This window comes from Virgibacillus sp. LDC1 (assembly GCF_025792345.1).
In the GTDB taxonomy this organism is placed as follows: Bacteria; Bacillota; Bacilli; order Paenibacillales; family Paenibacillaceae; genus Paenibacillus_AQ; species Paenibacillus_AQ lautus.
The window spans coordinates 3,608,743-3,632,891 of the sequence record NZ_JAOXLZ010000001.1 but is presented as its reverse complement, the minus strand read 5'-3'; the positions used below and the strand labels follow the sequence as shown (position 1 = coordinate 3,632,891).

22 protein-coding genes are annotated in these 24,149 nt (G+C 51.8%); 15 read left to right on the top strand and 7 right to left on the bottom strand.

Annotation, left to right across the window (positions count from 1 at the left end; translation table 11 throughout):
* Window positions 1-34: 34 nt before the first annotated feature.
* The 6 genes from OHJ21_RS16335 (at window position 35) to OHJ21_RS16310 (ending at window position 8,918) form a co-directional block, all read left to right on the top strand.
* Window positions 35-853, top strand: a complete 819-nt coding sequence (locus OHJ21_RS16335; protein ID WP_486020548.1) for an NAD(P)H-binding protein — start codon at window positions 35-37, stop codon at window positions 851-853.
* 61 nt (window positions 854-914) lie between these two features.
* Window positions 915-1,871 (top strand): ATP-binding cassette domain-containing protein, encoded by a 957-nt coding sequence (locus tag OHJ21_RS16330; protein WP_486020547.1) that lies wholly within the window; start codon window positions 915-917, stop codon window positions 1,869-1,871.
* Entirely contained in the window at window positions 1,868-2,701 is an 834-nt protein-coding gene (locus OHJ21_RS16325; protein ID WP_486020546.1) for an ABC transporter permease, read from the top strand. Before OHJ21_RS16330 ends, OHJ21_RS16325 begins: the two co-directional genes overlap by 4 nt.
* Before the next feature lie 202 nt (window positions 2,702-2,903).
* Window positions 2,904-4,958: a HelD family protein gene (locus OHJ21_RS16320; RefSeq protein ID WP_486020545.1), complete on the top strand. Its 2,055-nt coding sequence runs from the start codon at window positions 2,904-2,906 to the stop codon at window positions 4,956-4,958.
* A 350-nt stretch (window positions 4,959-5,308) separates the two neighbouring features.
* Window positions 5,309-7,084, top strand: a complete 1,776-nt coding sequence (locus OHJ21_RS16315) for an ABC transporter ATP-binding protein (protein ID WP_486020544.1) — start codon at window positions 5,309-5,311, stop codon at window positions 7,082-7,084.
* Complete coding sequence (locus OHJ21_RS16310) at window positions 7,068-8,918, top strand: ABC transporter ATP-binding protein (RefSeq protein WP_127591689.1); 1,851 nt, start codon at window positions 7,068-7,070, stop codon at window positions 8,916-8,918. Before OHJ21_RS16315 ends, OHJ21_RS16310 begins: the two co-directional genes overlap by 17 nt.
* Before the next feature lie 83 nt (window positions 8,919-9,001).
* Here OHJ21_RS16310 and OHJ21_RS16305 read toward each other — a convergent pair whose 3' ends face one another.
* The gene (locus OHJ21_RS16305; protein WP_326114627.1) at window positions 9,002-9,871 is read right to left on the bottom strand and encodes a LysR family transcriptional regulator; all 870 of its coding nucleotides are present in this window, start codon (window positions 9,869-9,871) and stop codon (window positions 9,002-9,004) included.
* Window positions 9,872-10,077: 206 nt separating this feature from the next.
* Between OHJ21_RS16305 and OHJ21_RS16300 the strand changes: the two genes are divergently transcribed.
* Both OHJ21_RS16300 and OHJ21_RS16295 read left to right on the top strand, forming a co-directional pair.
* On the top strand, window positions 10,078-10,668 hold the full coding sequence (locus tag OHJ21_RS16300; RefSeq protein WP_486021048.1) for an ankyrin repeat domain-containing protein: 591 nt from the start codon (window positions 10,078-10,080) through the stop codon (window positions 10,666-10,668).
* A 52-nt stretch (window positions 10,669-10,720) separates the two neighbouring features.
* The gene (locus tag OHJ21_RS16295) at window positions 10,721-11,947 is read left to right on the top strand and encodes an amidohydrolase (RefSeq protein ID WP_100538625.1); all 1,227 of its coding nucleotides are present in this window, start codon (window positions 10,721-10,723) and stop codon (window positions 11,945-11,947) included.
* A gap of 74 nt (window positions 11,948-12,021) precedes the next feature.
* On the opposite strand, the gene OHJ21_RS16290 is transcribed toward OHJ21_RS16295, so the two are convergent.
* The 3 genes from OHJ21_RS16290 to OHJ21_RS16280 all read right to left on the bottom strand — a co-directional run bounded on the left by OHJ21_RS16290 (window position 12,022) and on the right by OHJ21_RS16280 (window position 14,449).
* A complete protein-coding gene (locus tag OHJ21_RS16290; RefSeq protein WP_394054324.1) occupies window positions 12,022-12,909 on the bottom strand; it encodes a DUF2268 domain-containing putative Zn-dependent protease in 888 nt (295 codons plus the stop codon).
* An 83-nt stretch (window positions 12,910-12,992) separates the two neighbouring features.
* Entirely contained in the window at window positions 12,993-13,679 is a 687-nt protein-coding gene (locus OHJ21_RS16285) for a G1 family glutamic endopeptidase (RefSeq protein ID WP_394054325.1), read from the bottom strand.
* Between the two features lie 284 nt (window positions 13,680-13,963).
* The gene (locus OHJ21_RS16280) at window positions 13,964-14,449 is read right to left on the bottom strand and encodes an anthrone oxygenase family protein (protein WP_326119200.1); all 486 of its coding nucleotides are present in this window, start codon (window positions 14,447-14,449) and stop codon (window positions 13,964-13,966) included.
* Window positions 14,450-14,851: 402 nt separating this feature from the next.
* On the opposite strand from OHJ21_RS16280, the gene OHJ21_RS16275 reads away from it, so the two are divergent.
* From OHJ21_RS16275 to OHJ21_RS16265, 3 genes are all read left to right on the top strand, one after another.
* Complete coding sequence (locus OHJ21_RS16275; RefSeq protein ID WP_486020542.1) at window positions 14,852-16,252, top strand: ABC transporter substrate-binding protein; 1,401 nt, start codon at window positions 14,852-14,854, stop codon at window positions 16,250-16,252.
* A gap of 98 nt (window positions 16,253-16,350) precedes the next feature.
* Window positions 16,351-17,241 carry a carbohydrate ABC transporter permease gene (locus tag OHJ21_RS16270; RefSeq protein ID WP_100538620.1) on the top strand — a complete coding sequence of 297 codons (891 nt, stop codon included), beginning with the start codon at window positions 16,351-16,353 and terminating at the stop codon, window positions 17,239-17,241.
* Between the two features lie 16 nt (window positions 17,242-17,257).
* The gene (locus OHJ21_RS16265) at window positions 17,258-18,091 is read left to right on the top strand and encodes a carbohydrate ABC transporter permease (RefSeq protein WP_098748258.1); all 834 of its coding nucleotides are present in this window, start codon (window positions 17,258-17,260) and stop codon (window positions 18,089-18,091) included.
* 107 nt (window positions 18,092-18,198) lie between these two features.
* On the opposite strand, the gene OHJ21_RS16260 is transcribed toward OHJ21_RS16265, so the two are convergent.
* Entirely contained in the window at window positions 18,199-19,128 is a 930-nt protein-coding gene (locus OHJ21_RS16260) for an AraC family transcriptional regulator (RefSeq protein ID WP_100538619.1), read from the bottom strand.
* A gap of 198 nt (window positions 19,129-19,326) precedes the next feature.
* Here OHJ21_RS16260 and OHJ21_RS16255 point away from each other — a divergent pair, with 198 nt between their 5' ends.
* The 4 genes from OHJ21_RS16255 to OHJ21_RS16240 all read left to right on the top strand — a co-directional run bounded on the left by OHJ21_RS16255 (window position 19,327) and on the right by OHJ21_RS16240 (window position 21,967).
* The gene (locus tag OHJ21_RS16255; RefSeq protein WP_100539491.1) at window positions 19,327-19,590 is read left to right on the top strand and encodes an Atu4866 domain-containing protein; all 264 of its coding nucleotides are present in this window, start codon (window positions 19,327-19,329) and stop codon (window positions 19,588-19,590) included.
* A 65-nt stretch (window positions 19,591-19,655) separates the two neighbouring features.
* The gene (locus tag OHJ21_RS16250) at window positions 19,656-20,393 is read left to right on the top strand and encodes an SDR family oxidoreductase (RefSeq protein WP_100538618.1); all 738 of its coding nucleotides are present in this window, start codon (window positions 19,656-19,658) and stop codon (window positions 20,391-20,393) included.
* 271 nt (window positions 20,394-20,664) lie between these two features.
* Window positions 20,665-21,024, top strand: a complete 360-nt coding sequence (locus tag OHJ21_RS16245) for a VOC family protein (RefSeq protein WP_100538617.1) — start codon at window positions 20,665-20,667, stop codon at window positions 21,022-21,024.
* A 145-nt stretch (window positions 21,025-21,169) separates the two neighbouring features.
* Window positions 21,170-21,967 carry a TetR/AcrR family transcriptional regulator gene (locus tag OHJ21_RS16240; protein WP_100538616.1) on the top strand — a complete coding sequence of 266 codons (798 nt, stop codon included), beginning with the start codon at window positions 21,170-21,172 and terminating at the stop codon, window positions 21,965-21,967.
* A gap of 408 nt (window positions 21,968-22,375) precedes the next feature.
* Here the strand turns inward: OHJ21_RS16240 and OHJ21_RS16235 are convergent, their stop codons facing one another.
* Together OHJ21_RS16235 and OHJ21_RS16230 are read right to left on the bottom strand one after the other, a co-directional pair.
* Entirely contained in the window at window positions 22,376-23,164 is a 789-nt protein-coding gene (locus OHJ21_RS16235) for an ABC transporter permease (RefSeq protein WP_165789679.1), read from the bottom strand.
* On the bottom strand, window positions 23,161-24,048 hold the full coding sequence (locus OHJ21_RS16230) for an ATP-binding cassette domain-containing protein (protein WP_100538614.1): 888 nt from the start codon (window positions 24,046-24,048) through the stop codon (window positions 23,161-23,163). Before OHJ21_RS16230 ends, OHJ21_RS16235 begins: the two co-directional genes overlap by 4 nt.
* Window positions 24,049-24,149: the final 101 nt, after the last annotated feature.

The window sequence follows — 24,149 nt, the reverse complement described above, 5'->3', positions numbered from 1 at the left end:
TCGTAACCCAACGATATCAGGGAGGAAGTTCAAAATGACCATTTTGATAACAGGAGCAACAGGAACCGTAGGAAAACACATCGTGCAGCAGCTTGTGCAGCAAGGCAGCGAAGTGAGAGCAATCTCACGCAATCCGCAGCAAGCGAAAGTACCGGAGGGCGTTCAGGCGGTTGCCGGAAATCTCAATGACCCGGAAAGCCTGATTCCCGCCCTGCAAGGCGTAACGGCCATGCATTTGATCATCTCCAGTGATGAGGCGTACGGGTCCCTGCAGACGGATCCGCGAATTATTGAGCTTGCCGAGGAGGCAGGCATAAAGCGGGTAACGGTATTGGTAGGCTATGAAGAAGGTCCTGTCGAAGCTGCCCTTCGAGAGAGCCGAATGGAATGGACCTTGCTTAAGCCAGGGGAATTTATGGCGAATATTCTGGTGGATTGGCAGGAGTCGATCCGCAAGGAGGGGGTTGTCCGCGAGCCGTTCGGCCATGCGCTGAGTGCGAGAATCCATGAAGCCGATATTGCGCGGGTTGCCGTCGCCGCACTTCTTGAGGAGGGTCACCATGGCCAAGAATATTTCCTTACGGGACCGGAAGCCCTCTCGCGAACGGAAGCGGTTCGGATCATAAGCGAGGTAACAGGCAAGGACATCCGTTTTGTCGAACTGACCGAGGAACAGGCGAGAGATCAATGGAGAGCGCAAGGCTATGACGAGGAATCGATTGAGTTTTTTGTGCAAATGGGAAAAAATCCGCCCGAGATCGGTTATACCGTATTGCCGACGGTGGAGGAAGTCACGGGGCGGCCGGCAGCCAGGCTTGCTGATTGGGTCCGCGATCATCTGGACGATTTTTAAGAGTAAGCCATCATGGCATTCTAGGGACAGATTTTTATAGGAAGAGGAGGAGCTGTGAAACTTGCCATACGCCATTGAAACGAAGGAGCTTCGCAAGTCTTACAACGGCATAGAGGTCGTTCGAGGAATCGATCTGCATGTCGAACAAGGAGAGCTGTTTGCCTTGTTAGGTCCGAATGGCGCCGGAAAAACAACGACCATCCACATGCTATCTACCCTGGTTAAGCCGGACGGGGGTTTCGCAAGCGTGGCCGGTTTTGATATTGTGGGCAATGCCCGGAACGTTCGGAGAAGGATTAGCCTGACAGGCCAGTTTGCAGCACTGGATGAAGGGCTCTCCGGCCTTCAGAATTTAATGCTGATATCAAGGCTTTACGGTTATTCGGCGAAAACGGCTCGATCCGTAAGCGAGGAGCTGATCGAATCCTTTGGGCTCAGCGAAGCGAAGGAGCGCGCGGTGCAGCATTACTCTGGCGGGATGCGGCGGCGGCTGGATATTGCCGCCAGTATCGTTACCGAGCCCGATGTTATTTTTCTGGATGAGCCGACAACAGGCCTCGATCCGCAAAGCCGCAATCAAGTGTGGGAGGTTGTAGGGTCTCTTTTGAAGCGGGGAACCACTGTGCTGCTGACGACGCAATATCTGGAAGAAGCCGACCAGTTGGCGGACCGGATTGCCGTGATGGATAAGGGGAGTTTGATTGCGGAAGGGACGCCCCGCCAATTAAAGGCTTCCGTTGGCAACAGAACGTTAACCATCCAATTCATCGAACCGGCCGATCAGCGCAGGCTCGGTACTTTGTTAAACGAGGCACACGCGCTGAACGTATTGGAGGATGATCATCCGTTGGTACATAAAATCCCGGTGGAGGACGCAAGTACCGCCACTGAGGCTCTGCGTACGCTGATGAATAACGGATTCGCCATTGAATATTTCGCCTTAAGTGAACCGAGTCTGGATGAGGTCTTTCTGTCACTGACCCATGCGAAGTCGAAGGGAGGCAGAGGCACGCCATGAGTGTAAGCCAACATACAGCGAATAAGAACGGCGTGCTGCCTGTTCGTCAAGCCGATATCGATCATCCCAATGCCCTGACGGCGATCCGAATCTTTATGTGGAGAACTTGGCAGCATACGAAGCATAACGGGTTTGGTCTGGTGATGGATGCGGTTCTGTCACCGGTTCTGCTGCTGCTCATATTTAGTTACTTGTTCGGCGGTGCCATGGCCGGGTCAACCGGAGCTTATATTCAATTCCTATTGCCCGGCATCCTCATCCTGACGGTCGTTCCCATGACGGTGTACAGCGGAACCACGATCTGCTCGGATATTACCAAAGGGGTGTACAATCGTTTCCGAACGCTGCCCTTTTGGCAGCCCGCTTCCGTCATCGGCTCCATCCTTACGGATGGTTTGCGTTATACGGTCGGCGTTATCGTTGCCCTGGGTACGGGGCTTGCGCTGGGCTTCCGCCCCGAGGGCAGCGCCATCCAAATGGTATGCGCCATTGCTTTCATTTTGTTTTTTGCATTCAGCGTCAGCTGGATATTTGCCCTGATCGGCGTTGTGGCCAAGCGGCCGGAGACGGTGTCGGGGTCCAGCATGATCGCGATATATCCGCTGCTGTTTGCCAGCAACATTCTGGTGGATTCGTCGACGATGCCGAAATGGACGGGCATTCTTATCGATCTGAATCCGATCAGCATGGCGGCAGCCACGGTCAGGGGACTGATGAACGGCACGGCTACCATGGCCGTGAGCATGTTCGGAATCGGGGTCTGCGTGGTGATTACCGCTATTTTCGCCCCGCTCACGCTGTATCTGTATCAGACAAAAAACGAGCAGTAAGAGACACAAAAAAACCAGGTTTGCATGAGCATGCAGCCTGGTTTTTTATCTATGGTATGTCATTTGCGGTTGATGTAAATCGTATCACTATTTTTGGACCCACGATAAATACACAATACTACAACGGAAAGTATAAGTCTATATTTTTTTCGGGAAACCCCTATACTTAAAGCTATTCTTTAGCAAAGAGGGGGAAATCGGAATGCTGAATCGAAGCGAAAGCGCGGAGCGGGCATATCTTGAGTTTGTATTCAAGGAGCTTCATCGAGCATCGGAGGAATTAGAGGGGAAGGTGTCCGACTCGTATAAGGAGATCATTGAAGCGAAGAAATACCTGTGGGTGAACATGGCCCAATTGGATGCGGCGGAACGGGCGGCCAACCGGGTTGATATTTCCTTGTCGATTGATACGGGAGAGAAGACGGTATCGAGGCTGCAAAGGATTCGCAAACTGCTCGCCTCGCCGTATTTTGGCAGGGTGGATTTCCGAACGAATGAAACGATGGAAGAAGATGCTTACTATATTGGCATCCATTCTTTCACGGACGGAGGGAGTCAGGAGCATTTCATCTATGATTGGCGCTCGCCGGTAGCAGGCTTGTTTTATGATTACAATGTCGGTCCTGCGTCGTATGAAGCCCCCATGGGCAGGATGCAAGGCGAAATTACCGTCAAAAGGCAGTACAAAATCAAAGACGGTCAAATGGAATATATGATTGAGAGCTCCATGAACATCAATGACGACGTGCTGCAAAAGGAGCTCAGCAGCACGTCGGACGAGAAGATGAAGAATATTGTGGCTACCATCCAGCAGGAGCAAAATGCCATCATACGAAACGAAACCGCAAATGAGCTGATCATACAGGGGGCGGCAGGTTCAGGCAAAACCTCAGTGGCTCTGCACAGGGTAGCTTTTCTGTTGTACCGCCATAAGGAGACTTTGACTTCCAGCAACGTGCTCATTATATCCCCCCATAAAGTATTCTCTGATTATATATCCAACGTTCTGCCGGAGCTTGGCGAAGAGAAAATCATGGAGGTTACGATGGAGGAGCTTGCTGCCAAAGAGCTGAGAGGATTATGTCAGTTTCAGACCTTCTCCGAACAGGTGGACGAAATCGTGCACGCCCATGACGAGCAGGCTATTGAACGGATCCGGTATAAGGCCGGCATGCACTTCGTGCACGAGCTGGAGGCTTATATGAAATATGCCGATGAGCAGTTCTTCCTGCCTGCGGATATTCAGCTGAAGGGCGTATGCATTTCGGCTTCAGAGATCATGGAGGGTTACCTTGGCACCATGACCATGCCGCTCAGGCAGCGATTGGAGAAGACGGCCTCCATCCTGTCAGGCCGGGTTCGTACGGAGGATGGAGAGAGGCTGACAACCGCAGAAGCCAATAAAGTCAAAACCGCGATCAAAATGTTCAAATTTCAAAATGCGCTCAGCATGTACAAGGAATTCTTCTCGCATAGGAACAAACCGGACATGTTCGTCATGATCGGAAGGAAAACGATCGATTATGCTGACGTTTTTCCGCTGCTGTATCTCAAAATGTATTTGGAGGGAAGCACATCATACGATATGGTGAAGCATCTGCTCGTCGATGAAATGCAGGATTATACACCGATTCAATATGCCGTGCTCTCCAAATGGTTTTCGTGCAAAAAAACGATTCTTGGGGACAGCAACCAGTCGGTCAACGTATATACGTCCACTTCACTGCATGATATCAAGGGCGTGTTTCCATATGCCGAAACGATCGAACTTGTAAAGAGCTATCGCTCCACGCTGGAGATTATGGGACTTGCGAAGCGAATCCGTCCGGGCAGCACCATGATTCCCGTGGAGCGGCATGGAGAAGAACCGCAGGTGATCCGGTGTCGTGACGCCCAGGAGGAGCTGGCGTTCATTCAAGAGCTTAGCCGTCACTTTTTAGATTCCGGGCTGCAGACGATGGGGATCCTATGCAAAACGTCCTCGCAGGCCCGGCAGGTGTACGAGTCCATCAGGGAGCTTGGGGGCAGCGTGAATCTGCTCGATTTTAGCAGCGACCGCTTTCAGGATGGGATTACGATCACCTTCGCCCATATGGCCAAGGGCCTGGAATTCGATCAGGTTATCGTTCCTTTTGCGGACGGCGAAAACTATCGCTCCGAGATGGACCGAAGCTTACTCTACATTGCTTGTACCCGGGCCATGCATAAACTTTCGCTGACCTATTCGGGTGAGCCGGCAGCTTGGTTGGCCGTGTGAGCGTGAGCCGAAAATCAGGATAGCGTCATCCATGTCATCCATAGAAACACCTTTTAAGGAAGTCGCAACCGATGCTTGCGGCTTTTTTTCTTTAGACCATGCATAAGATTTCAGCGAAGCTGAGCTCATTCGATCATCGCAGGAGAACTTAACCTTAGCGCCGCTTCTTAGGCATTACTTCGATAAACGTTTTGGTTATGTCTGAATTTGAATAAATCATATGGCGTTTAGGAAGGAGGACTGATTTATTTCTCGAACCTATTAATATGAGAGTAGCACAGCAAACGTATGGAAGGAGGAACGTAACGGGCTAATCAATCCAACAACGGGACAGGAAGTGATATGGGACATTGGACTCTCATCGAATACTTGGAGATTTTTTCAGGAAGACGTGGCCGTTTTATGTATTGTCGATTTGCTGCCATTTGGTAGCCAACATCATTCACGTGAATTTCCCAAGGGTGCTGGGCCATTTTACGGATGAACTGAAGGATGGTTTATTGTCTGTCGATGGCATCGTGCGTTACAGCTGGACGCTGCTGGGCATCGGCGTCGGCTTTGCCGTCATCGGCGGGATCGGCCAGTTTCTGGTTATGTACACGGGGCGGTATTTCGAATTTATGAACCGGCGCCGATTGTTTGTCCACTTTACGGGGCTCAGTGAGCGATTTTATTCCAAGCATGGCGTTGGCAAGCTGCTAAGTTATTTCATGAATGACGTGACTACGGTAAGGGAAGCCATCTCGATGGGGATCAATCAGACGGCAAACTCCTCCATCCTGCTGGTTTCCACGATCGTCATGCTGCTGATCACGAACGTACCGCTGTATCTGGTGGCTGCGAGCATCGCCCCTTTGCTGCTGATTCCGGTTATTGTTGTTTGGCTCGGACCGATTATCAGAAGAAGATCGCTGCAGGTGCAGGAAGCGCTGGGCTTGATGACGGAATCCGCGGAGGAGCAGTTTGGCGGGATCCGCGTCACCAAGAAGTTCGCGGTGGAAGATACGATGAAGCGGCGCTTTGGGACGACGGTGGACCGCATCCGGGACAAGCAGCTGCGGCTGGTACGCGTATCATCGCTCTTTCAATCGATCATTCCGTTTCTGGGCGCCACCTCACTCATTATCGCCCTCTTATTCGGCGGTTACCTGACGATTCTGGGACGCATTACAGTCGGAAACTTTGTCGCATTGACGCTTTACATTCGCATGCTGATGAATCCCCTGCAGCAGATCGGCAATGTTATTAATGTCGTTCAGCGCGCGAGGGCTTCGCTTGACCGATTGAACGACCTGCTTGGCAAGCAGGCCGATATTAAGGAACTGCCCGGCGCCAAGGAGCTGAATCAGGAGATCCCGGGCATTGAAGTGCGTGATTTATCCTTTTCCTACGACGATGTGGATGGTCAAGAGGAGGGGGCCAGACAGGTTCTGCGCGGTATTCAATTGGATGTTCCGCCAGGATCGACGCTAGGCATTATTGGCCGAACGGGAAGCGGCAAGACTACGCTTATGAAGCTGCTGCTGCGTACCTATGACCCGCCTTCGGGGAAAGTGCTGATCGGGGGGGAGGATATTCGGAAGCTTACATTAAAAAGCCTGCGTGAAGGGATCGCCTATGTTCCCCAGGACGGCTTCCTGTTCAGCTCGACCATCCGCGAGAATATTGCCTTCTATAAACGGGACACAGAGCCGGCAATCGTTGAGGAAGCGGCACGAAAAGCTCGGGTGTATGACAACATCGCAGAGTTTCCGGACAAGTTCGAAACCCGCCTTGGGGAGCGAGGCATTACGCTTTCCGGAGGACAGCGGCAGCGGACAAGCCTTGCACGGGGCATGATCAAGGATGCACCGATCCTCATTCTGGATGATAGCGTAAGCGCGGTTGACGCGGTGACGGAGACGGAAATCATGGAGACGATCCGGGATATCCGCGATGGGAAGACCACGATCATTATTGCGCACCGGATCAGTGCACTGAAACATGCCGATGAGATCATCGTCCTGGATCAGGGAGAGATTGTTCAGCGGGGTACGCATGAGGAATTGCTGTCGAAGGACGGACTGTACCGAACGCTGCATGACATTCAGGAAGAGGGGATGAAGCATCATGGCACAGGCCATTAACAATTGGCAGCTGGACCAGAAGGCGGATCTGAATGCCCCTCAGTCCAAGCCCAAGTATATATCCACATTCCGTGCTTTATCGGGTTACATGAAGGAATACCGGCTGATCTTTGCCGGGTTTATCGGCTGCACCTTGATTGCCATATCGGCAGAGCTGCTGCAGCCGTACCTGATGAAAATCGCAATCGATGATAATCTGATGGTCGGCAAGAACGATTTTCGGAGCCTGATGGTCATTTGCGGCATTTATTTTTTGTTATCGCTGCTCAGTATGGTGTTCACCTATTTGCAAAATAATTTGCTGCAAAAGGCGGGGCAGAGCATTGTAGCGAGCATTCGCAAACGGCTGTTTGCCCATATATCCAAGCTGTCGATGTCTTATTTCGATAAAGTGCCGAGCGGTAGCTTGATTACGCATGTATCCAGTGATACCGAAGCGATTAATCAATTTTTTAACCAGGTGCTGCTCAGCCTGTTCCGCGACGGCTTCACCTTGATCTTCATTCTGATCCTGATGTTCCAGCTCGATGTTACGCTGACCTTATACTGCTTGATCCTGCTGCCGATCATTGCAGGGATCGCCATTGCGTTCCGGCGTTATATGCGCCACACCTACCAGATGGCCAGAACGCGGTTATCCCGGCTGGTGGCCTTTGTGGCCGAGAATCTCTCGGGGATGAATCTAATTCAAGTTTTCCATCAGCAGAAGGAGCAGGAGAAGCAGTTCGAGGAACGGAACGGCTCTTACTTCAAGGCCAATATTCGGGAGATCCGGACGAATGTGCTGTTTAACCGCTCCTACGAAATATTGAACAACTTGGCCATTGCGTTCGTGACGTGGCTCGGCGGACAAGCCGTCCTGGGGACAACGCTGGAGTTCGGCGTGCTGTACGCCTTCATAACGTATATCCGTTTATTCTTCCAGCCGATCAACACGATCACCCAGCAGTGGAATACGCTGCAATCGGCGACGGTCGCGATTAACCGGATATGGGGTCTCTTGGCGATTCAGCCTGAGGTTACCGATCAACGCAAGCCGGCGGCCATTGAGAAAGCAAGCGTCGAGGGACGCGTTGACTTTGACCGGATCACGTTCGGTTACGAAGGCGGAGCGCCGGTTATTCAGGACCTGGATCTCCATATCAACCCCGGAGAGATGATCGGAATCGTCGGAACCACCGGAGCGGGAAAAAGCTCGCTCATCAGTCTCCTGTGCCGTTTCTATGACGTGAACGAAGGAAGCATTCGGATTGATGGAATCGACATCAGGGAGCTCGCACAGTCCGATCTGCACCGGATGGTAGGCCTTGTTCAGCAGGAGCCGTATCTCTACTCCGGGACGGTGCTGGACAATGTACGGTTGTTCGATGAGACCATCTCGAGGGAACGGGTGATCGAGGCTTGCCGCTTTATCGGTGCGGATTCGATCATCATGAGGATGAAGGAAGGCTATGACACCCGGTTGTCGGAGCGGGGGAGCGGCCTGTCCGCCGGCGAGCGGCAGCTGATCTCCTTCGCTCGGATCATCGTCTTCCAGCCCAAGATTCTCATTCTTGATGAAGCGACCGCCAACCTGGATTCGCATACGGAGCAGCTGATCCAGAACGCGCTGCAGCTCGTGGCCGAAGGGCGAACGACCCTTGTTATTGCCCATCGCCTATCTACCATCATGGGGGCAGACCGGATTCTGGTCATGAGCAAAGGTCGGATCGTGGAGCAAGGCACGCATCAGGAGCTGCTGGACTCCCATGGGTATTATGAAGAGCTGTATCTTCACTCCCAAGGTCAGAAGCAGGAGCATGAGACTGCCGGTTCATTGTATCGTACAAAATAACCGCATCAGATTCTTGCCAGAGGACGGAGCTTTCATTAGCGCTGTCCTCTTTTTTTATGAGCGTGCGATTAGGGAAGCCGTATTTATAAGGCGCTTGACAACAAGTCAATGAAGTTCAGAGCCGTTCTGGAGACGTGATGATCCCTCAGCCAGATCAAGGCTGTGGAAGCCGCTGCCGGGGTGTCCTTGATTTTGAAGGCATGAACAGATGCAGGCACATGCTGCTTGACCAGCGTTTCGGGAACAATCGCCACGCCAAAACCCGAAGCGACCAAACGCAGCAGCAGCGAAATGTCGGAGCATTCGGCTACGATGTTCGGCTGTAGTTTCTGTTCCGAGAAAGCCATCTGGATCGTATAATACACGCCTAACCCTTCCGTGCTTGGCAGAATGAGCGGATACTGCGCAATATGCGGGAGGGTTATCTCCTGTTCGATGGATGGCTCAGAAGTGAGCATATAAAAAGGCTCCGTCTGCAGATGAAGGATCGAGAAATCATCCAATTCAAGCGGCAGGCGAACGATCGCTACTTCAAGCGACCGGTTTCTCACGAGCTCACAGAGCTGATACGACTCGTTCTGCTGAATTTTATACGAAACCTGAGGGTATCTTGCTTTGAACTCATGCAGCCATGACGGCAGTTCTACCGAAGATAATGTATTGATGCCAAGACTCAGCGTACCCTTATCGCCGTTCCCGACCTCTTTCACCTCGGCTTTGGCCTCTTCCATGAGCTGGGTCATCTGGAGCGCATATTTATACAGCGCTTTACCCGATTCGGTGATTTCAAGCCGCTTCCCTCTACGATATACCAAGACGGACCCGAGCTCTTCCTCCATTGCTTTCAGCTGTTGGCTGAGAGGGGGCTGGGATATATGAAGCCGGTTGGCGGCAAGCGAGATCGTACCTTCCTCCACGATGGCAATAAAATAGCGGAGCTGTCTGATGTCCATAGGTTGATGCAACCCTCCTTGTATATGAAAAACCTTAGTGAATTCAATTTTTTAAGTATTTTTCATATGGTTCTGTCTCATGTTAGCATACCAATATACACGATAGAAAGAGGAGGGAGCATCGAGTGCCGCGTTTATCAGCCATTCTATTGATCCTTTTCCTGTCGGCCTGTCAACCCAATCCGGAGAAAGAAGAGGTGCAGAATATGAATCGTGAACTCATTGAATATGCCGAGCAAGGCAATACGGAGCAAGTACGACAGCTTCTTCAATCCGGCGCAGACATCAATGCGACGGATGAGCGAGGAAGAACGGTCGTGATGGCTGCAACCTACCATAATCATGTCGGAACGGTAGAGGCTTTGATCCAGGCAGGCGCCGATATCAATATTCGGGATCATCAACTGAACAATGTATTTTTGTACGCCGGTGCTGAGGGAATGATGGAAATTTTGCGGTTGGCGATCGATGCCGATGCGGATGTGACGTTGACCAACCGTTATGGCGGGACGGCTCTCATTCCGGCCTCTGACCGCGGACATGTGAAGATTGTTCAGGAGCTGCTGACCCGGACCGACGTCGATGTGAACCATATCAATAATCTGAACTGGACCGCACTGCTGGAGGCTGTTATTCTGGGTGACGGCAGCGAGAATTATCAGCGTATCGTGAAGCTGCTGCTGGATCATGGAGCGGACCCTCGGATTTCCGACGGGAATGGCGTAACTCCCCTGCAGCATGCCAGGGAGCGGGGATACCAAGAGATCGAACGCATCCTATTGGATGCGACGCTATAAACAAAGAGCAAGTCAAATAGAAGGCAGTATAAGCGAGAAGGGGATGAACGCTATGAACGAACAGAGCACTGCATATTGGCTGCTGAATGTCCGTCTGGAAACAGGTTATCGCTGCGAGGATGACGTCGTGATCGGAACCGAAACGGGACTTTTTCATATGAAAATAGAGAATGGGGCTTTCTCAGAGATCCGCCCGGCGGATGCTTTGCCTGATACGTTATTGCCGACTCGGGACATGTTGGGGGATCTAATGCTCCCATCATTTAGGGATATGCATATCCACCTGGACAAAACCTATTATGGAGGCCCTTGGAAGGCACCGAGCCGTCCGGCTCACGGAATATTCAGCCGAATCGAGGAGGAAGAGAGACTGCTTCCGAAGCTTCTTCCTACCGCCAAGGAAAGAGCGGAGGGGCTGCTGGATCTGCTGCTGCGCTACGGGTCTACCCATATCCGCTCCCATTGCAATGTGGATCCTGTTGTCGGCTTGAGAAATTTAGAGGCCACCTTGCAGGCGGTTGAAGGATACAGGGAAAAAGCTTTTGTTGAGATTGTAGCATTTCCTCAGCACGGCTTGCTTCGAAGCCAGTCCGTCTCCCTGGTCAGGGAAGCGCTCCGGAACGGAGCAGCGCTTGTTGGCGGTCTGGATCCCACAACGGTGGATGAGAACATGGAGAAATCACTGAACACCGTGATGGAGCTGGCGGTTGAAGCCAACGCCGGCATTGACCTGCACCTGCATGAGTCGTCGCATGTAGGGCTGAATACCTTTAAGTATGTAGCTGACCTTACGGAGGAAGCGGGTTGGAACGGGAGAGTCACGCTCAGCCATGCGCTGGCTTTCGCGGACGTCTCACCAAGCGAAGTGGATGAAGTGGCGATTCGGTTGGCGGATCTGGGCATTTCCGTCACCTCTTCCGTACCGCTTGGCCGAACCATCCCGATTCCGCAGCTGCACCGCTGCGGCGTAGACATTTCGCTTGGGCAAGACAGCATTATGGACCATTGGTCCCCGTTTGGCAAAGGGGATAATCTGGACAAGGCGGGCACGCTGGCCGAACGCTTCCATATGTACGATGAGCGTTCGCTCGGACAGGCTCTCGGGTTTATTACGGGAGGCGTGACGCCGTTAGAACAGGACGGCCGTTATGCCTGGCCTAATGTCGGAGATGCGGCGGACGCGGTGATCGTAGAAGCCAGCTGCTCCGCAGAAGCCGTTGCCAGGAGGTCACGCCGCCGGGCCGTGCTGTTCAAGGGAAAACCGGTTTACGAAGCATGATATAGAAACAGCCGCTGCATGCCGGGCTTTTCCGGTGTGCAGCGGCTGTTGTTGGTTAATGGGCTACGGAGTTGTTATTCCCTGAAGTAGGGAGACTCCGCTATGATTTCCTTCCAGGGAACATAAGTAGCCTCCACCACGGATTTACCGCTCTGCCTCAAATATTCGGTTACGATCCGATAGCCGATGGCGTAACCCGCATAAGGCGGAATGCCCATCTTCGTGAACCCGTAAAAGTCCCCTTCCAGATCCCCGAACATGTAACCTCGTATCTCATTGAACCCGGTTATGTGCAACGCTTTCCGGTAGCGCGGCAGGAGCTCGCTGTGCTGGTCCTCGTCCAGGGAATGAACCCAGGGTCCCAAGTGATCCTCCCCGTACATCTCGGCGGCAAAAGCTTCAGCGAGTCCTTCCAGCACAAGGTATTGAGCGACCGTTGTCTCTGCGCTCCATGGCTCGTAAGAGAGCCGGACGTTATGATGGAATTCATGTGCCGTAATGGCTGCGAGCCTTGGCAGATTATAATCGTTCGGCCACACAACAACCATGATTTGCCCCGGCGTTCCCCCTGAGCCTGTATATCCGGGATGCGGGCCGAACCGCTCATGATCACCGAGCGCTAGGGTGAAGAGCAATTCCCCCAGCTCAATGCCGTGAGCTTGCGGTTTCAATGCAGTATAAGCCTTCATCACGGCTTCCTTGCACCGGCTCCAGGAGCCGGCTTGTTCAAGTCGGGACAAAGCCTGGAGCGCCTCCTCAGGATGAGCGGCCAAGCGGTATAATCCCAGCAGCTGCGTCATATCGTAATCGTCCTGCCCTTGAGGCATACGCTTACGTATCGTGTCCATAAACGGCTGAAGTGGCTGATTCACAAGCTGCTCATATGCGGAGCTCCGCAGCTCAGGCTCAGATTTCAAAGCTTGTTGTTGATGGGTTAGTGTATCGATAGCGATCAATTGCATGTTGATTTCCTCCTCTAACCGGAGCATGGCTGCTCCGTATTATCATGAGGATAATCCTTTACGCTGCGTGAAGGTCAAGCCCCTTATTGACGAACGCTTTTGACAATGAAACCGTCTCCTGCCTTGTTCGGATTAGAAGGAATGGAGGTGACGCTTAGATTCTGAAGCATAATGCCCCCATCATCCGCCGTGAGTTTGGGGCTTTTCCCATTGACGCGGCAGCAGGAGAAGGCGACGGGGGATAATCGTGCCATGGTCGCAAGAGCCCCATTGACCTGCGGCGCTTCGACGATCCATTCCGCCGAGGTCTGTGGACCATTGTACCGCTGCAATGTGCGAAAGGTCCAGTTCCGGGATACGTTTCGAAGACAGATCAACCAGTTCGAGCCGCTGCGCTTGATGATGCTGGCAAGCATACGGTCGCCCGGCTGAATGGGCAGCGGAATGATCGTAACCGAGGCGGGGAGAATCTCCCACCAAGCATAATAATAAGCCTTGCCGTCTATGAATTCATGACCCGTTCCGGTCTGTATCAGATTGCTGTTGCCGAATCCGTCAATGCCGATCCATGCCGAGGAGTAGGACGCCCCGCGGCTTGGACGAACAAACGGCACATTCCATTTGGCGGAGATCCGTTTGAAAGCCCCTTTTTTTCCAGTGATGCTGTAACCGCTCCAATTGCTTGATATCCATCCGATGTTACGACGCGGCTTGGCTGAAGTGTCAAGTTGGCATGTGTGATTCCACTGATCTATCGTGAGAATCCCCATATCTCCACCGCCTTTACTAGATTGATAGTATATCTAATGAAGAATCGGTAGAGTTGGTATGGGTGATCTGTTAGAAAGTTATTGCACGGCTTTGAGGAACGTTGTTCCTTCGTGAAGTCCTCCCTGCAGCAAACTCAATCGTCCGTGGAAGAGAACGACGATGTTTCGGTTATCATCGAGGATCAAGCGACGGGCGCAAGTTTAGAATCGGCATTTCATAACTTGTGTGGAACGATGAACAGGCGTTTAAGGCTTATGGGTCATCGACACTTCATTATCGCATGCTAGTTAAGATGCCTTAGCGCAAAAACAAACAGGATCATCGCCCCTAAAGAAGTGATGGTTCGTACATGATTCCAGGGCAACCAGCGTTTCAGGTAGTTGTTCCACACCTCGCCTCCGGCACTGCTTCCCGGGTCAAAGGCGGCCAGTGCGTCATTTAGCGGGACGTTGAACGCCATCGTTACGAGGAATCCTGCTAAATAGAGCAGGCTGGCGGTAAGCAAGTATAACGAGCCCGGTTCCCCCCAGCGCATAAGGGATAGAACTGCAAGGACGATACTCGTTAGGGCAGTACCTGTAAACAGTGCACCGAACGTCGGGTTGAGTATGGTTGCATTAATGGACTGCATGGCGTTGATCCCCTGTTCGTTCGGAATCCGGGCCAGCGCTGTCATTATAAAAGACGAGAAAGCGAAGAACAGCCCGGCTATGAGTCCTGATCCAGTTACCGAGAATAAAGCCAACAAAAAAATCAAGCGGTCACTCATGGATGGTATACCTCCAATGTCATAGGTTATTACGGGTATGGTTCCAGTAAGCTCATTTAATTGTTTGTACATACAAATATAATAGGATTTCCAGCAAAAGTAAAGACCTAAACATGCAGAGACTTCATAATCAATCTATAGACTCAGAAATACATATTAATATTTTCTATTTCTGGTAATTAGCTTGTTATGTCGCCCGTTATGAAAATAAAGAATATGAAGAGAAAATGCCGAAGGAATGGCTGCTGCACGTTGCTTTCATATCGAGTGGCCTCCTTTCAACGAAAAAAAGTTCAGAATATCCACACTATTTTCAAAATAGAGTTATATATACGCTCTCGTAAGCGTATACAAATTTTGGATAATATATCAAATATGCTGCAGCCAAAAGGAGGGATCCGTATGAAGTCAGGTAAGAGGGGATTTTGGCTAGTAACGACGGCTTTATTAAGCGTTTCTTTGTTATTCGGTTGTACCGGGGGGAAGGGAACGCCGGCCGATACCGGTGATCCGGAGCCGGGAAAGGATGGAGAAACGGCTAAGAAAATCATTACCGTTACGTTTCGGGATGACGGAATCGGCGAGAACGGAGCGTTCTATAAATGGCTTAAGGAAGTATCGGCCAGTTACCCCGATAAAAGTGTAGAGATTAAGCCGACACCGATTCAGGCATCGGAAGGCGATTATTTTGCCAAGGTGGCCTTGGCGCTCAAGTCTAAAGATACGGCGCCGGATATTGTGACAGAGGATACCTTTATCCTCAACTCTGATGCAAGCGCAGGTTATCTGGAGCCGCTTGACGATAAATTGGCAGCGTGGGAAGACTGGAGCAACGGTTCCTTTATCGAAGCGATGAAGAAGGGGGTCACCGCCAGCGATGGCAAGGTATATGGCGTTCCATACAATACGGATTCCAGGGGACTCTGGTACAACAAGGACATTTTCAAACAAGCGGGTCTTCCGGAGGATTGGCAGCCTAAGAATTGGGAAGAGGTCTTAAGCGCTGCGCGAACGATCAAGGAGAAGGCGCCTGACGTTGTGCCGATCTGGATGAACATGGGCAAGGCTACAGGCGAAGCAACCTCCATGCAAACCTACGAAATGCTGCTTTATGGAACAGGCGAAAGACTGTATGACGATGCCAGCGGCAAATGGATTACGAAAAGCCAGGGCATTCTGGATGCGCTGACTTTTGTGGAGACGGTGAATAAAGAGAAGCTCGGACCGCCGCTCTCCAAAGTATTGAATGGCCAGGCAGGCAACACGGCTTCCCGCGAATACCTGCCGCAGGGCAAGCTGGCCATTTCACTTGATGGCTCCTGGATTACGGGCAACTATATGGAATCAGGTGCGGCGCCATGGCCTGAATACAAAGATGTGCTTGGTTTCGCACCGATGCCGACCAGCCAAGGGCAGGACCCTGGGTCGATTACATTGGCCGGAGGGTGGGCGCTGTCGATTCCAAGCAACTCCAAGAATAAAGACGAGGCTTGGGAATTTATCAAGTATGCGCTAAACAAGGAAAATACTCAGAAGCTTGTCATGTCCTCGGGGAATATCACGGTACGTGCCGATGTTGCCAAGGATCCGGAATATACGAAAATGCCGTTCAACGAAATCGCGACCGAATACCTGCAGAACGCAGAGTTCAGACCGGCGCAGGAGAAGTATCCGGAAGTGTCGACTCAAATCCAGACGATGGTGGAGTCCGTGGCAACGGGAACGTCGCCTGCGGATGCCATGAATAAATATGCGCAGGACGTCACCCGCATTGTCGGAGCGGATCATATCGTGGAGAAATAATCGGCTATAAGCAAAACCAGCTTGCTCAAGCACTCCATTCATCGCGGAGGCTTGGGCAAGCGGTTTTTCAGATCATCCGTATGGAAGGAGAACCACACATGAGCAGTCTGTCCGTGGACGTTTACCCGAAACGAAGAAAAACGTATACCTGGCTCTTTTTTTTGCTGCCTTCAATCGCGATTATGCTCGTGTTTTTTATATATCCCATCCTGTTAACGTTCTTCTATTCCTTCACCAATCTGGCGTTAACCGGCGAAGCGGCGAGGGAGCTCAAGTTTATCGGCCTTGACAACTATACCCGGATGTTCCAGGACCCCACGGTTCGAATCAGTATCTGGAACACGCTGGTTTTCCTCATCGGCTCGGCGGTGATCGGGCAGCAGGTGCTGGGATTTCTAATCGCGCTGCTGATGAAGCAGCGGAACAAGACGTTTCGGCGGGTGATTGGAACGATTGTGCTGGCGGGCTGGGTGACGCCCGAGATTGTATGCGCCCTTTGCCTGTACAGCTTTTTCGGGGATGAGGGCACGCTCAATGCAATTATCACTTTTTTTGGATTTTCGGAAGTGACCTGGCTGTTTACCGTCCCGATGCTGACGATCATTCTTGCGAATATTTGGCACGGCACGGCTTTCTCGATGCTGGTATTTCAAGCAGCGCTGGATGACGTGCCTAACGAAATCGAGGAAGCGGCGGTGGTGGATGGAGCCTCCAAGTGGAAAATCTTCACGCGCATCATCCTCCCTTACATCAAAAGCACCATTACAACGAACATGATGCTGGTTACTTTACAGACGCTCGGGGTGTTCGGGCTCATCTATGCGATGACCGGAGGCGGTCCGGGCAACTCCACGACAACCCTGCCGATCTTTATGTACAATCAGGCGTTTGTAAACTATCAATTAGGCTATGGAACCGCCATTTCGCTGCTGCTGCTGTTGATCGGGATTGTCTTAAGCCTGCTGTATATCAGGTCGATGAAAGAGTAACCAGAGGTGAGATCATATGAATGCCAAACAACGTAAATTAATCTATCGTATTCTGCCGTACGCGATCCTTACGGGGATCGGCATATGCTTTGTGCTGCCGCTGCTCTGGGTGCTCGTGGCTTCCGTCGATCCGAATGCGATGCAATCGCTGAAGATGCCCAGCAAGGTTACCGGCGCAAACTATGTCGAGGTGATGACCAGCAGCGAGAACCAGCGTGCTTACCTGATTGGTCTGGTGATGTCGCTTGGCCAAGCCGTATTGGTTGTTCTTCTGGCGCTGCTTGCAGCTTATCCGCTATCCCGTTATCAGATGAAATATAAGAAACCCTTTATGCTGACCATTCTGTTTATGACATCGCTCCCGATTACGGCTGTGATGGTGCCTGTTTACCAGCTGTTCCTGGGGCTGAAGCTGTATGACAATATTTTGGGCGTCATCTTGTTCTATGTAGCGTCGTCCATGCCATACGGGATTTGGATGATGAAGAATTTCATGGATTCCGTGCCGAGCGATCTGGAGGAAGCCGCCTGGGTGGACGGGGCTTCGGTGTTTACGGGAATGCGCAAGGTCGTGGCACCGCTGATGGTTCCGGGTATTTGTACGGTGGCGATATTTACCTTCTCGGGCAGTTGGGGCAATTTCTTCGTCCCGTATATCCTGCTGCAGTCGCCTGAGAAATTCCCGGCTTCCCTGAAGCTCTATCAGTTCTTCGGGCAGTATGGCATGGTCGATTACGGCAGCCTGGCCGCCTTCTCGGTGCTGTACGCCATCCCGGCGATCATCATGTACATTCTCTCCCAGCAATTCATGTCCAAGGGCTTCGGGCTGCAGGGCGGAACGAAGGGATAGGAAAAATAAAAGAATGCAGGGCATCGGGTGCCCAAAGTAGAAAAAACGGCAGCCATGCCGTTTTTTTGTGTTTGGCGAAATCTTTACCGTGAGCTGTATTGTCCCAATCAAGCATGGCCCTGCCTGGGGCCGAGGTCCAATGAATCGCGAAGACGCTTGATATCTCGGATCGGAGGCAAACCGAACATGCGGGCATATTCCCTGTTGAACTGAGTGGGGCTCTCATAGCCGACCTGAAAGCCGGCATCCGCGGCTTCGGATGTTTCCGAGAGCAGGAGCCGGCGGGCCTCTTGCAATCGGATTTGTTTTTGATATTGAAGCGGGCTCATGGCGGTGATTTCCTTGAAGTGATGATGAAGCGAAGAAGGGCTCATATTGACGGCTGCGGACAGGTTAGCGATGTGTAAGGGCTGATTATAATGCTGCTCGATCAACTGGGCCGCTGCCGCGATTCGCTGCGCATGACTGCCGCTGACGGCAAACTGTTTCAGGGATTGGCCTTGTTCTTCTTGAAGGATTCGATAAAGAATTTCCTTCGTGATCAGAGGAGCAAGGACGGGAATATCCTTTGGCGTATCCAGAAGGCGTACGAGTCGGACGACGGCATCCAGCAGCGCTTGATTCATCGGGCTGACAAACAGGGCTTTTTTGGAATCGGATTTCTTAGGAGGAGTCCCTTGGCAGGATTTGAGTAAATCGAAGATCTGATGTCGATCCAAATCCAGCCGAAGGCACAGGTAGGGCTTCTCCGGTGATGCTTGAATCACTTGGCCGGATAAGGGCAATTGCAGCGAGACGACAAGATAACTGGACGGGTCGTAAAAATAGCATTCCTGTGCCAGCATGATTAGTTTTCTGCCTTGAATCACGATGCACAGTGCGGGCTCATGAATCGAGTGAATCATTTCCGACTCATTGGATGCCCGTATAAAAGATAGATCGGCTATAGCCGTAGCATGCGTACCGTCAGTACCCGTGTATTTTTCTATGTATCCTGCAAGTTCGTTCTGCAGACTGATTCCTTCATGATCTAACATCCCGGTTCGATAAACCTCCTCCGATGGTATCTGATTTAATCTTAATCAAGTTTGTAGGAATAGGCAAGAATCGTGGTGGATTCGGCTACCGAATGAATGCTGTGTGAACGCATAATAAGAATATCCTCGATGGTTGAAGACAGGACGGTTATTCATGAAATTCAAGAGGATCAGATAAGAGGAATGGGGGTATATGCAATGGATCCAGCTCTTAACGCGAATGGGGTGCAGCATCCCTATGCAGGCATGTGGGTGACCAAGGACGGATATATCCGCCACGAGCTGCTGCCGAACGGTCGTTATGATGAAGCACGGGGTCGGCGCAAAAGCGCCTATCAAGGCCGCTATTTCATTCAAGGCGATCATATCGAATATGTGGATGACACCGGATTTACGGCTGACGGTGATTTTCGGGACGGCGTTCTCTATCATGCAGGGATGGTATTGTATCGGGAAAACTGACCGTGCGTTTATAGCAGAAGACGGCTTGGCTTGGAAGTTCAGAACAGGATCAGGAGGAGAGTTGTATGTCTAACGTAAAAGGAAAAGTCGTGGCCATTACAGGCGCGAGCAGCGGGATCGGCGAAGCGGCAGCCCGGTTGCTGGCTCATCATGGCGCCCATGTGGTTCTTGGGGCAAGAAGAACGGACCGGCTGGAGAAGCTTGCTTCCGATTTGAATGGGGAAGGCGGCTCAGCGGTTTACCAATCGCTGAATGTGGCTCATCTCGATCAAATGGAATCTTTCATCGACTTGGCGGTAAGCCAGTTCGGGCGGATGGATGTCATGCTCAACAATGCCGGGGTCATGCCTCTATCACCCTTGGAGGCCTTGAAGGTGGACGAGTGGAACCGGATGATCGATGTGAACATCCGCGGCGTCCTCCATGGTATCGCAGCAGGGCTGCCGGTGATGCAGAAGCAGGGCTTTGGCCAATTTATCAATATCGCTTCCATTGGTGCGTACGAAGTATCGCCAACCGCAGCCGTTTATTGTGCCACCAAGCATGCGGTTCGCGCAATCTCGGAGGGCCTGCGCCAGGAGGTCGGCAGCGGTATTCGGGTCACGCAAATATCGCCGGGCGTGACGGATTCGGAGCTGGCCGACAGTATATCCGATGATACGGCCAGACAGGTCATGAAGGAATATCGAAGAATATCCATCCCGGCGACTTCGATTGCGCATGCGATTTTATACGCCATCGAGCAGCCGCCGGAAGTCGATGTGAATGAAATCATCATCAGGCCGACCTCGAGTTCCGCTTAATTCAAGGATACGTCCATGATGAGAACAACCCCCTATGGAGCGTTGGTTCATATTACCGAAAAAGCTAAGGTCTGAGCACAAGCCGTCAGGCTTCTGCATGAGGGAAGGGAACAACAACTGCATCAGGGAGCTAACGAAAAAGCTGTTGAATTAAATCTCAACAGCTTTTTTTGTTGGAAGGATTTGTTATACTTTAGTCGTGTAGCTACATGAGGGTGTGTATAACGTAGCTGTAATGATATTTTTAGCGTGATGAATGGAGGAGTATAAGTTGGGAGTTAAACGCATTGTCGCAAATGTCGCAACGAAGGATGTCGCCGCAGCCAAGACGTTTTATCAAGATGTGCTGGGTCTGGATATGTTAATGGATCATGGCTGGATCACCACTTATGGCTCGCAGGAGAGGATGAGCATACAGATCAGCTTTGCTTCCGAGGGAGGCGGCGGCACGCCCGTCCCGGATCTGTCGATCGAAGTGGATGAGCTAGAGACTGTGCTGGATGCGATGAGGCGGTCAGACTTTTCCATTGAATATGGACCGGTTGATGAGCCTTGGGGAGTAAGACGCTTTTTTGTCCGCGATCCGTTCGGGAAGCTGGTCAACATTTTGATGCATCTGTCACATGATTGAGTATACGTGGGTCAAGTCGGTATCCTCGCATGCGTGCTCATATTCTACCTGGTTCATAAGGGTGAACACATGTGATATACTGTTTATAATATAAACAATTAGCAGTTGCCATCAGAAGCTAGGATGCAGAAAGGATACACTGTTTATGTCAAACGATGAGAGTATGGATTCGGATATTGGATCCAAGCTGCCCAGAGGGGCGGCTCTTAGCTGGGGATTGGTAAAGCCGCCGCAGCGGGGACCGAAACGGGAGATGAGCCTGTCGCAGATTGTGGAGACGGCTATCGAGATCGCCGATAAAGAAGGGCTTTCCGCTGTCTCCATGAATCGAATCGCGTCCTCCTTGGGTTTTACCGCCATGTCGCTGTACCGGTACATTTCCAGTAAGGACGACCTTTTGCTGCTGATGCAGAACGCCGCGTGCGATATTCCCATTCCGCCGGAAGATTCTGCCGACTGGCGCGAGAATATGCGGGTCTACGTCAAATCGACGATGCAGGTATTCCGGGATCACCCCTGGTTTGGAGACATTCCGATTACGGGTATTCCCATTACGCCGAATAATCTGCGATTTATCGATTGGGGTCTGCGGTTCATGACGGATCTGCCGCTGAATGATTATGAGCGGATGTCTTTGATTCTCTTGTTAAGCAATTACGCTAGATCAAGCGGCATGATGCAGCGGGATATGGACCGCGCCATACAGGCAGGCTCCACCCCGGAACAGTTCAGTGGAATCGATTATACGGCAGCGCTGAAACAGCTTATGAAGCCGGATCGGTTTCCGTTCCTGTATCCGGTTGTGATGTCGGGGGTCTATACGGAAGACAACGAGGAAGTGAATCCGATTGGCAATGACATTGATTTCGGGTTAGAACGCATTCTGGACGGCATTGATCATTATCTCCAGACCAAGACACAGCCGGGAAAGTCGGACAAGTAATGATATCGGCCAAAGTTACAGTTACAGGTCGTGGTGGATAAGAGAGTGCAATAAGAAAGTGCCGTAAGAGCATGCAGATAAGAGTGTATAGTAAGAAAGTGCAGTAAGAGTGTGGAGTATGAACTTGCCGTAAGAAAGTGCCGTAAAAGCGCGCCGCAGCTGGGTAAAAAAACCGATCCTCGCATGAGGATCGGTTTTTTTGCTGGTTGATTAGGCCAAAGCGGATGTTTTAACAAGCGTCGGGTTTGGTAGATATCGTTCCGGGACGGACATGACATCCGCTGGAAGGCAGATGCCATGTCCAGAGTGGCTCTTAAAAAAGCAATGCTACATCGTGCGCACTGCTCCAATATGCGCACGATGCATGGTCCGGGGCATCCTTGGATAGCTGTCGCCCCCTATGCATATTTAGCGTCGCCCAGCTTTTCTCTTAAAGGTCCACATGCTCCATACCATGGAGCCGATAAGGATGAACAGACACCATCCTATTGCCCAGCCGATATGACCCTGGATGGAACCTCCCGTCAGCAACCCACGAATGGACTCGATCACCGGCGTGATCGGTTGATTGCTTGCGACCCCTTGCAGCCATCGCGGCATCGTCTCCGTAGGAACGAAGGCGCTGGAGAGGTAGGGGAGGAAGAGCAGGGCGAATCCATAGCTGCTGGCCGCTGCCGGACTGCCTGCAACGAGGCCGATGGCGGCATAAAGCCAGGTGAAAGCAAAGATAAAGAGCGCGATCAAGCCGATGGCGAGAATCCAATCCAGAAGTCCGGCTGAAGGCCTGAAACCAACGAGCAGAGCCACAGCGATAACGACGCCAGTTGCCAGCATGTTTCGGGCAAGGCTGGCTACCACATGTCCTGTAATAACACTCATGCTTTGAATGGGCATCGTCCGGAAGCGGTCAATGATGCCATTGGTCATATCTTGGGAGACATCGACGGCCGTGCTGGACGATCCGAAACCTGCGCATAGCAGAATGATTCCCGGCACCACGTAGTCTACATACTGTCCGCTGGGATCAATGGCGCCGCCAAATACATAGGTGAACAGCAGCATCAACATGATTGGCAGCATCATTGCCGTAATCATCGCCTCCGCGTTCCGGATGCTGTGACGCAAGCTGCGACCGATAAAGACGGTCTGGGTGACCGCGAAGGACGTTGTTTTTGTATTCGAAGCTGTTGCTCTCATGATATGATTTCCTCCAATTTCTTGTCGGTTAGCGACAGGAATACATCATCCATATTCGGTCTATGAAGACTTACGCGCGTCTCATTCGGTATCAGGCGAGTGAACTCTTGAAGCGTCTGCGCGACGTCCCCGATGCTGCCGCTTGTCGGAATCCTGTGAATCACCTCTTCGTGTTCGTTACGGAGCTCCAGCACTTCTCCTCCGACCCGGGCCTTCAGCTCGGCCGGGCTTCCCTCAGCAACGACTCGCCCGCCATCCAGGACCGCGATCCGATCCGCGAGCTGATCCGCTTCCTCCAAATACTGCGTGGTCAGCAGTATGGTGATGCCCTGGCTCTTCAATTGCAGAATGATATCCCACAGGGTACGGCGGCTGCGTGTATCCAGTCCCGTGGTCGGTTCATCCAGGAACAGCACGGGCCGCGGAACGACAAGGCTGATCGCAAGATCAAGCCGTCTCTTCATCCCGCCCGAATACGTCTTCACGCGCTTGGCGGCAGCAGCAGTGAGATCGAATTGTTCGAGCAGTTCGGCGGTTCGCAGGCGCGCTTCCGCTGCAGATAGACCGGACAGCCTGCATATCATCCGCAGGTTCTCTTCCGCAGTCAATACTTCGTCAACGGCAGCGAATTGGCCGGTCAGACTGATGGACTGCTGCACATCCTGCTTGTGATGGCGGAGATCAAATCCGTTAATCCTCACGCTGCCGGCATCGGGCGTCACCAATGTGGACAGGATGTTGATCAGGGTTGTTTTGCCGGCCCCATTAGGACCCAGAAGAGCAAATACGTTTCCTTGCGGCACGCCCAGGTCGATCCCGTCCAGCACGGTTTGGTGCCCAAAGCTTTTGCGAAGTTGCCGAATCTCAACAGCATAGTTACTCATTGTCAGAACATCTCCTTTAATTAATTGTATATATAATAAACAGTTTAATTGATAATTAGTATATAGCATAAACAGTTATTGTGCAATACGATTTTTTTGCG

Bases quoted from the DNA above. Each gene is read 5' to 3' on its own strand.
- OHJ21_RS16335 (WP_486020548.1), top strand. From the start codon at position 35: ATGACCATTTTGATAACAGGAGCAACAGGAACCGTAGGAAAACACATC.
- OHJ21_RS16325 (WP_486020546.1), top strand. From the start codon at position 1,868: ATGAGTGTAAGCCAACATACAGCGAATAAGAACGGCGTGCTGCCTGTT.
- OHJ21_RS16320 (WP_486020545.1), top strand. From the start codon at position 2,904: ATGCTGAATCGAAGCGAAAGCGCGGAGCGGGCATATCTTGAGTTTGTA.
- OHJ21_RS16310 (WP_127591689.1), top strand. From the start codon at position 7,068: ATGGCACAGGCCATTAACAATTGGCAGCTGGACCAGAAGGCGGATCTG.
- OHJ21_RS16305 (WP_326114627.1), bottom strand. From the start codon at position 9,871: ATGGACATCAGACAGCTCCGCTATTTTATTGCCATCGTGGAGGAAGGT.
- OHJ21_RS16300 (WP_486021048.1), top strand. From the start codon at position 10,078: ATGAATCGTGAACTCATTGAATATGCCGAGCAAGGCAATACGGAGCAA.
- OHJ21_RS16295 (WP_100538625.1), top strand. From the start codon at position 10,721: ATGAACGAACAGAGCACTGCATATTGGCTGCTGAATGTCCGTCTGGAA.
- OHJ21_RS16290 (WP_394054324.1), bottom strand. From the start codon at position 12,909: ATGCAATTGATCGCTATCGATACACTAACCCATCAACAACAAGCTTTG.
- OHJ21_RS16285 (WP_394054325.1), bottom strand. From the start codon at position 13,679: ATGGGGATTCTCACGATAGATCAGTGGAATCACACATGCCAACTTGAC.
- OHJ21_RS16280 (WP_326119200.1), bottom strand. From the start codon at position 14,449: ATGAGTGACCGCTTGATTTTTTTGTTGGCTTTATTCTCGGTAACTGGA.
- OHJ21_RS16275 (WP_486020542.1), top strand. From the start codon at position 14,852: ATGAAGTCAGGTAAGAGGGGATTTTGGCTAGTAACGACGGCTTTATTA.
- OHJ21_RS16270 (WP_100538620.1), top strand. From the start codon at position 16,351: ATGAGCAGTCTGTCCGTGGACGTTTACCCGAAACGAAGAAAAACGTAT.
- OHJ21_RS16265 (WP_098748258.1), top strand. From the start codon at position 17,258: ATGAATGCCAAACAACGTAAATTAATCTATCGTATTCTGCCGTACGCG.
- OHJ21_RS16260 (WP_100538619.1), bottom strand. From the start codon at position 19,128: ATGTTAGATCATGAAGGAATCAGTCTGCAGAACGAACTTGCAGGATAC.
- OHJ21_RS16255 (WP_100539491.1), top strand. From the start codon at position 19,327: ATGGATCCAGCTCTTAACGCGAATGGGGTGCAGCATCCCTATGCAGGC.
- OHJ21_RS16250 (WP_100538618.1), top strand. From the start codon at position 19,656: ATGTCTAACGTAAAAGGAAAAGTCGTGGCCATTACAGGCGCGAGCAGC.
- OHJ21_RS16240 (WP_100538616.1), top strand. From the start codon at position 21,170: ATGTCAAACGATGAGAGTATGGATTCGGATATTGGATCCAAGCTGCCC.
- OHJ21_RS16235 (WP_165789679.1), bottom strand. From the start codon at position 23,164: ATGAGAGCAACAGCTTCGAATACAAAAACAACGTCCTTCGCGGTCACC.
- OHJ21_RS16230 (WP_100538614.1), bottom strand. From the start codon at position 24,048: ATGAGTAACTATGCTGTTGAGATTCGGCAACTTCGCAAAAGCTTTGGG.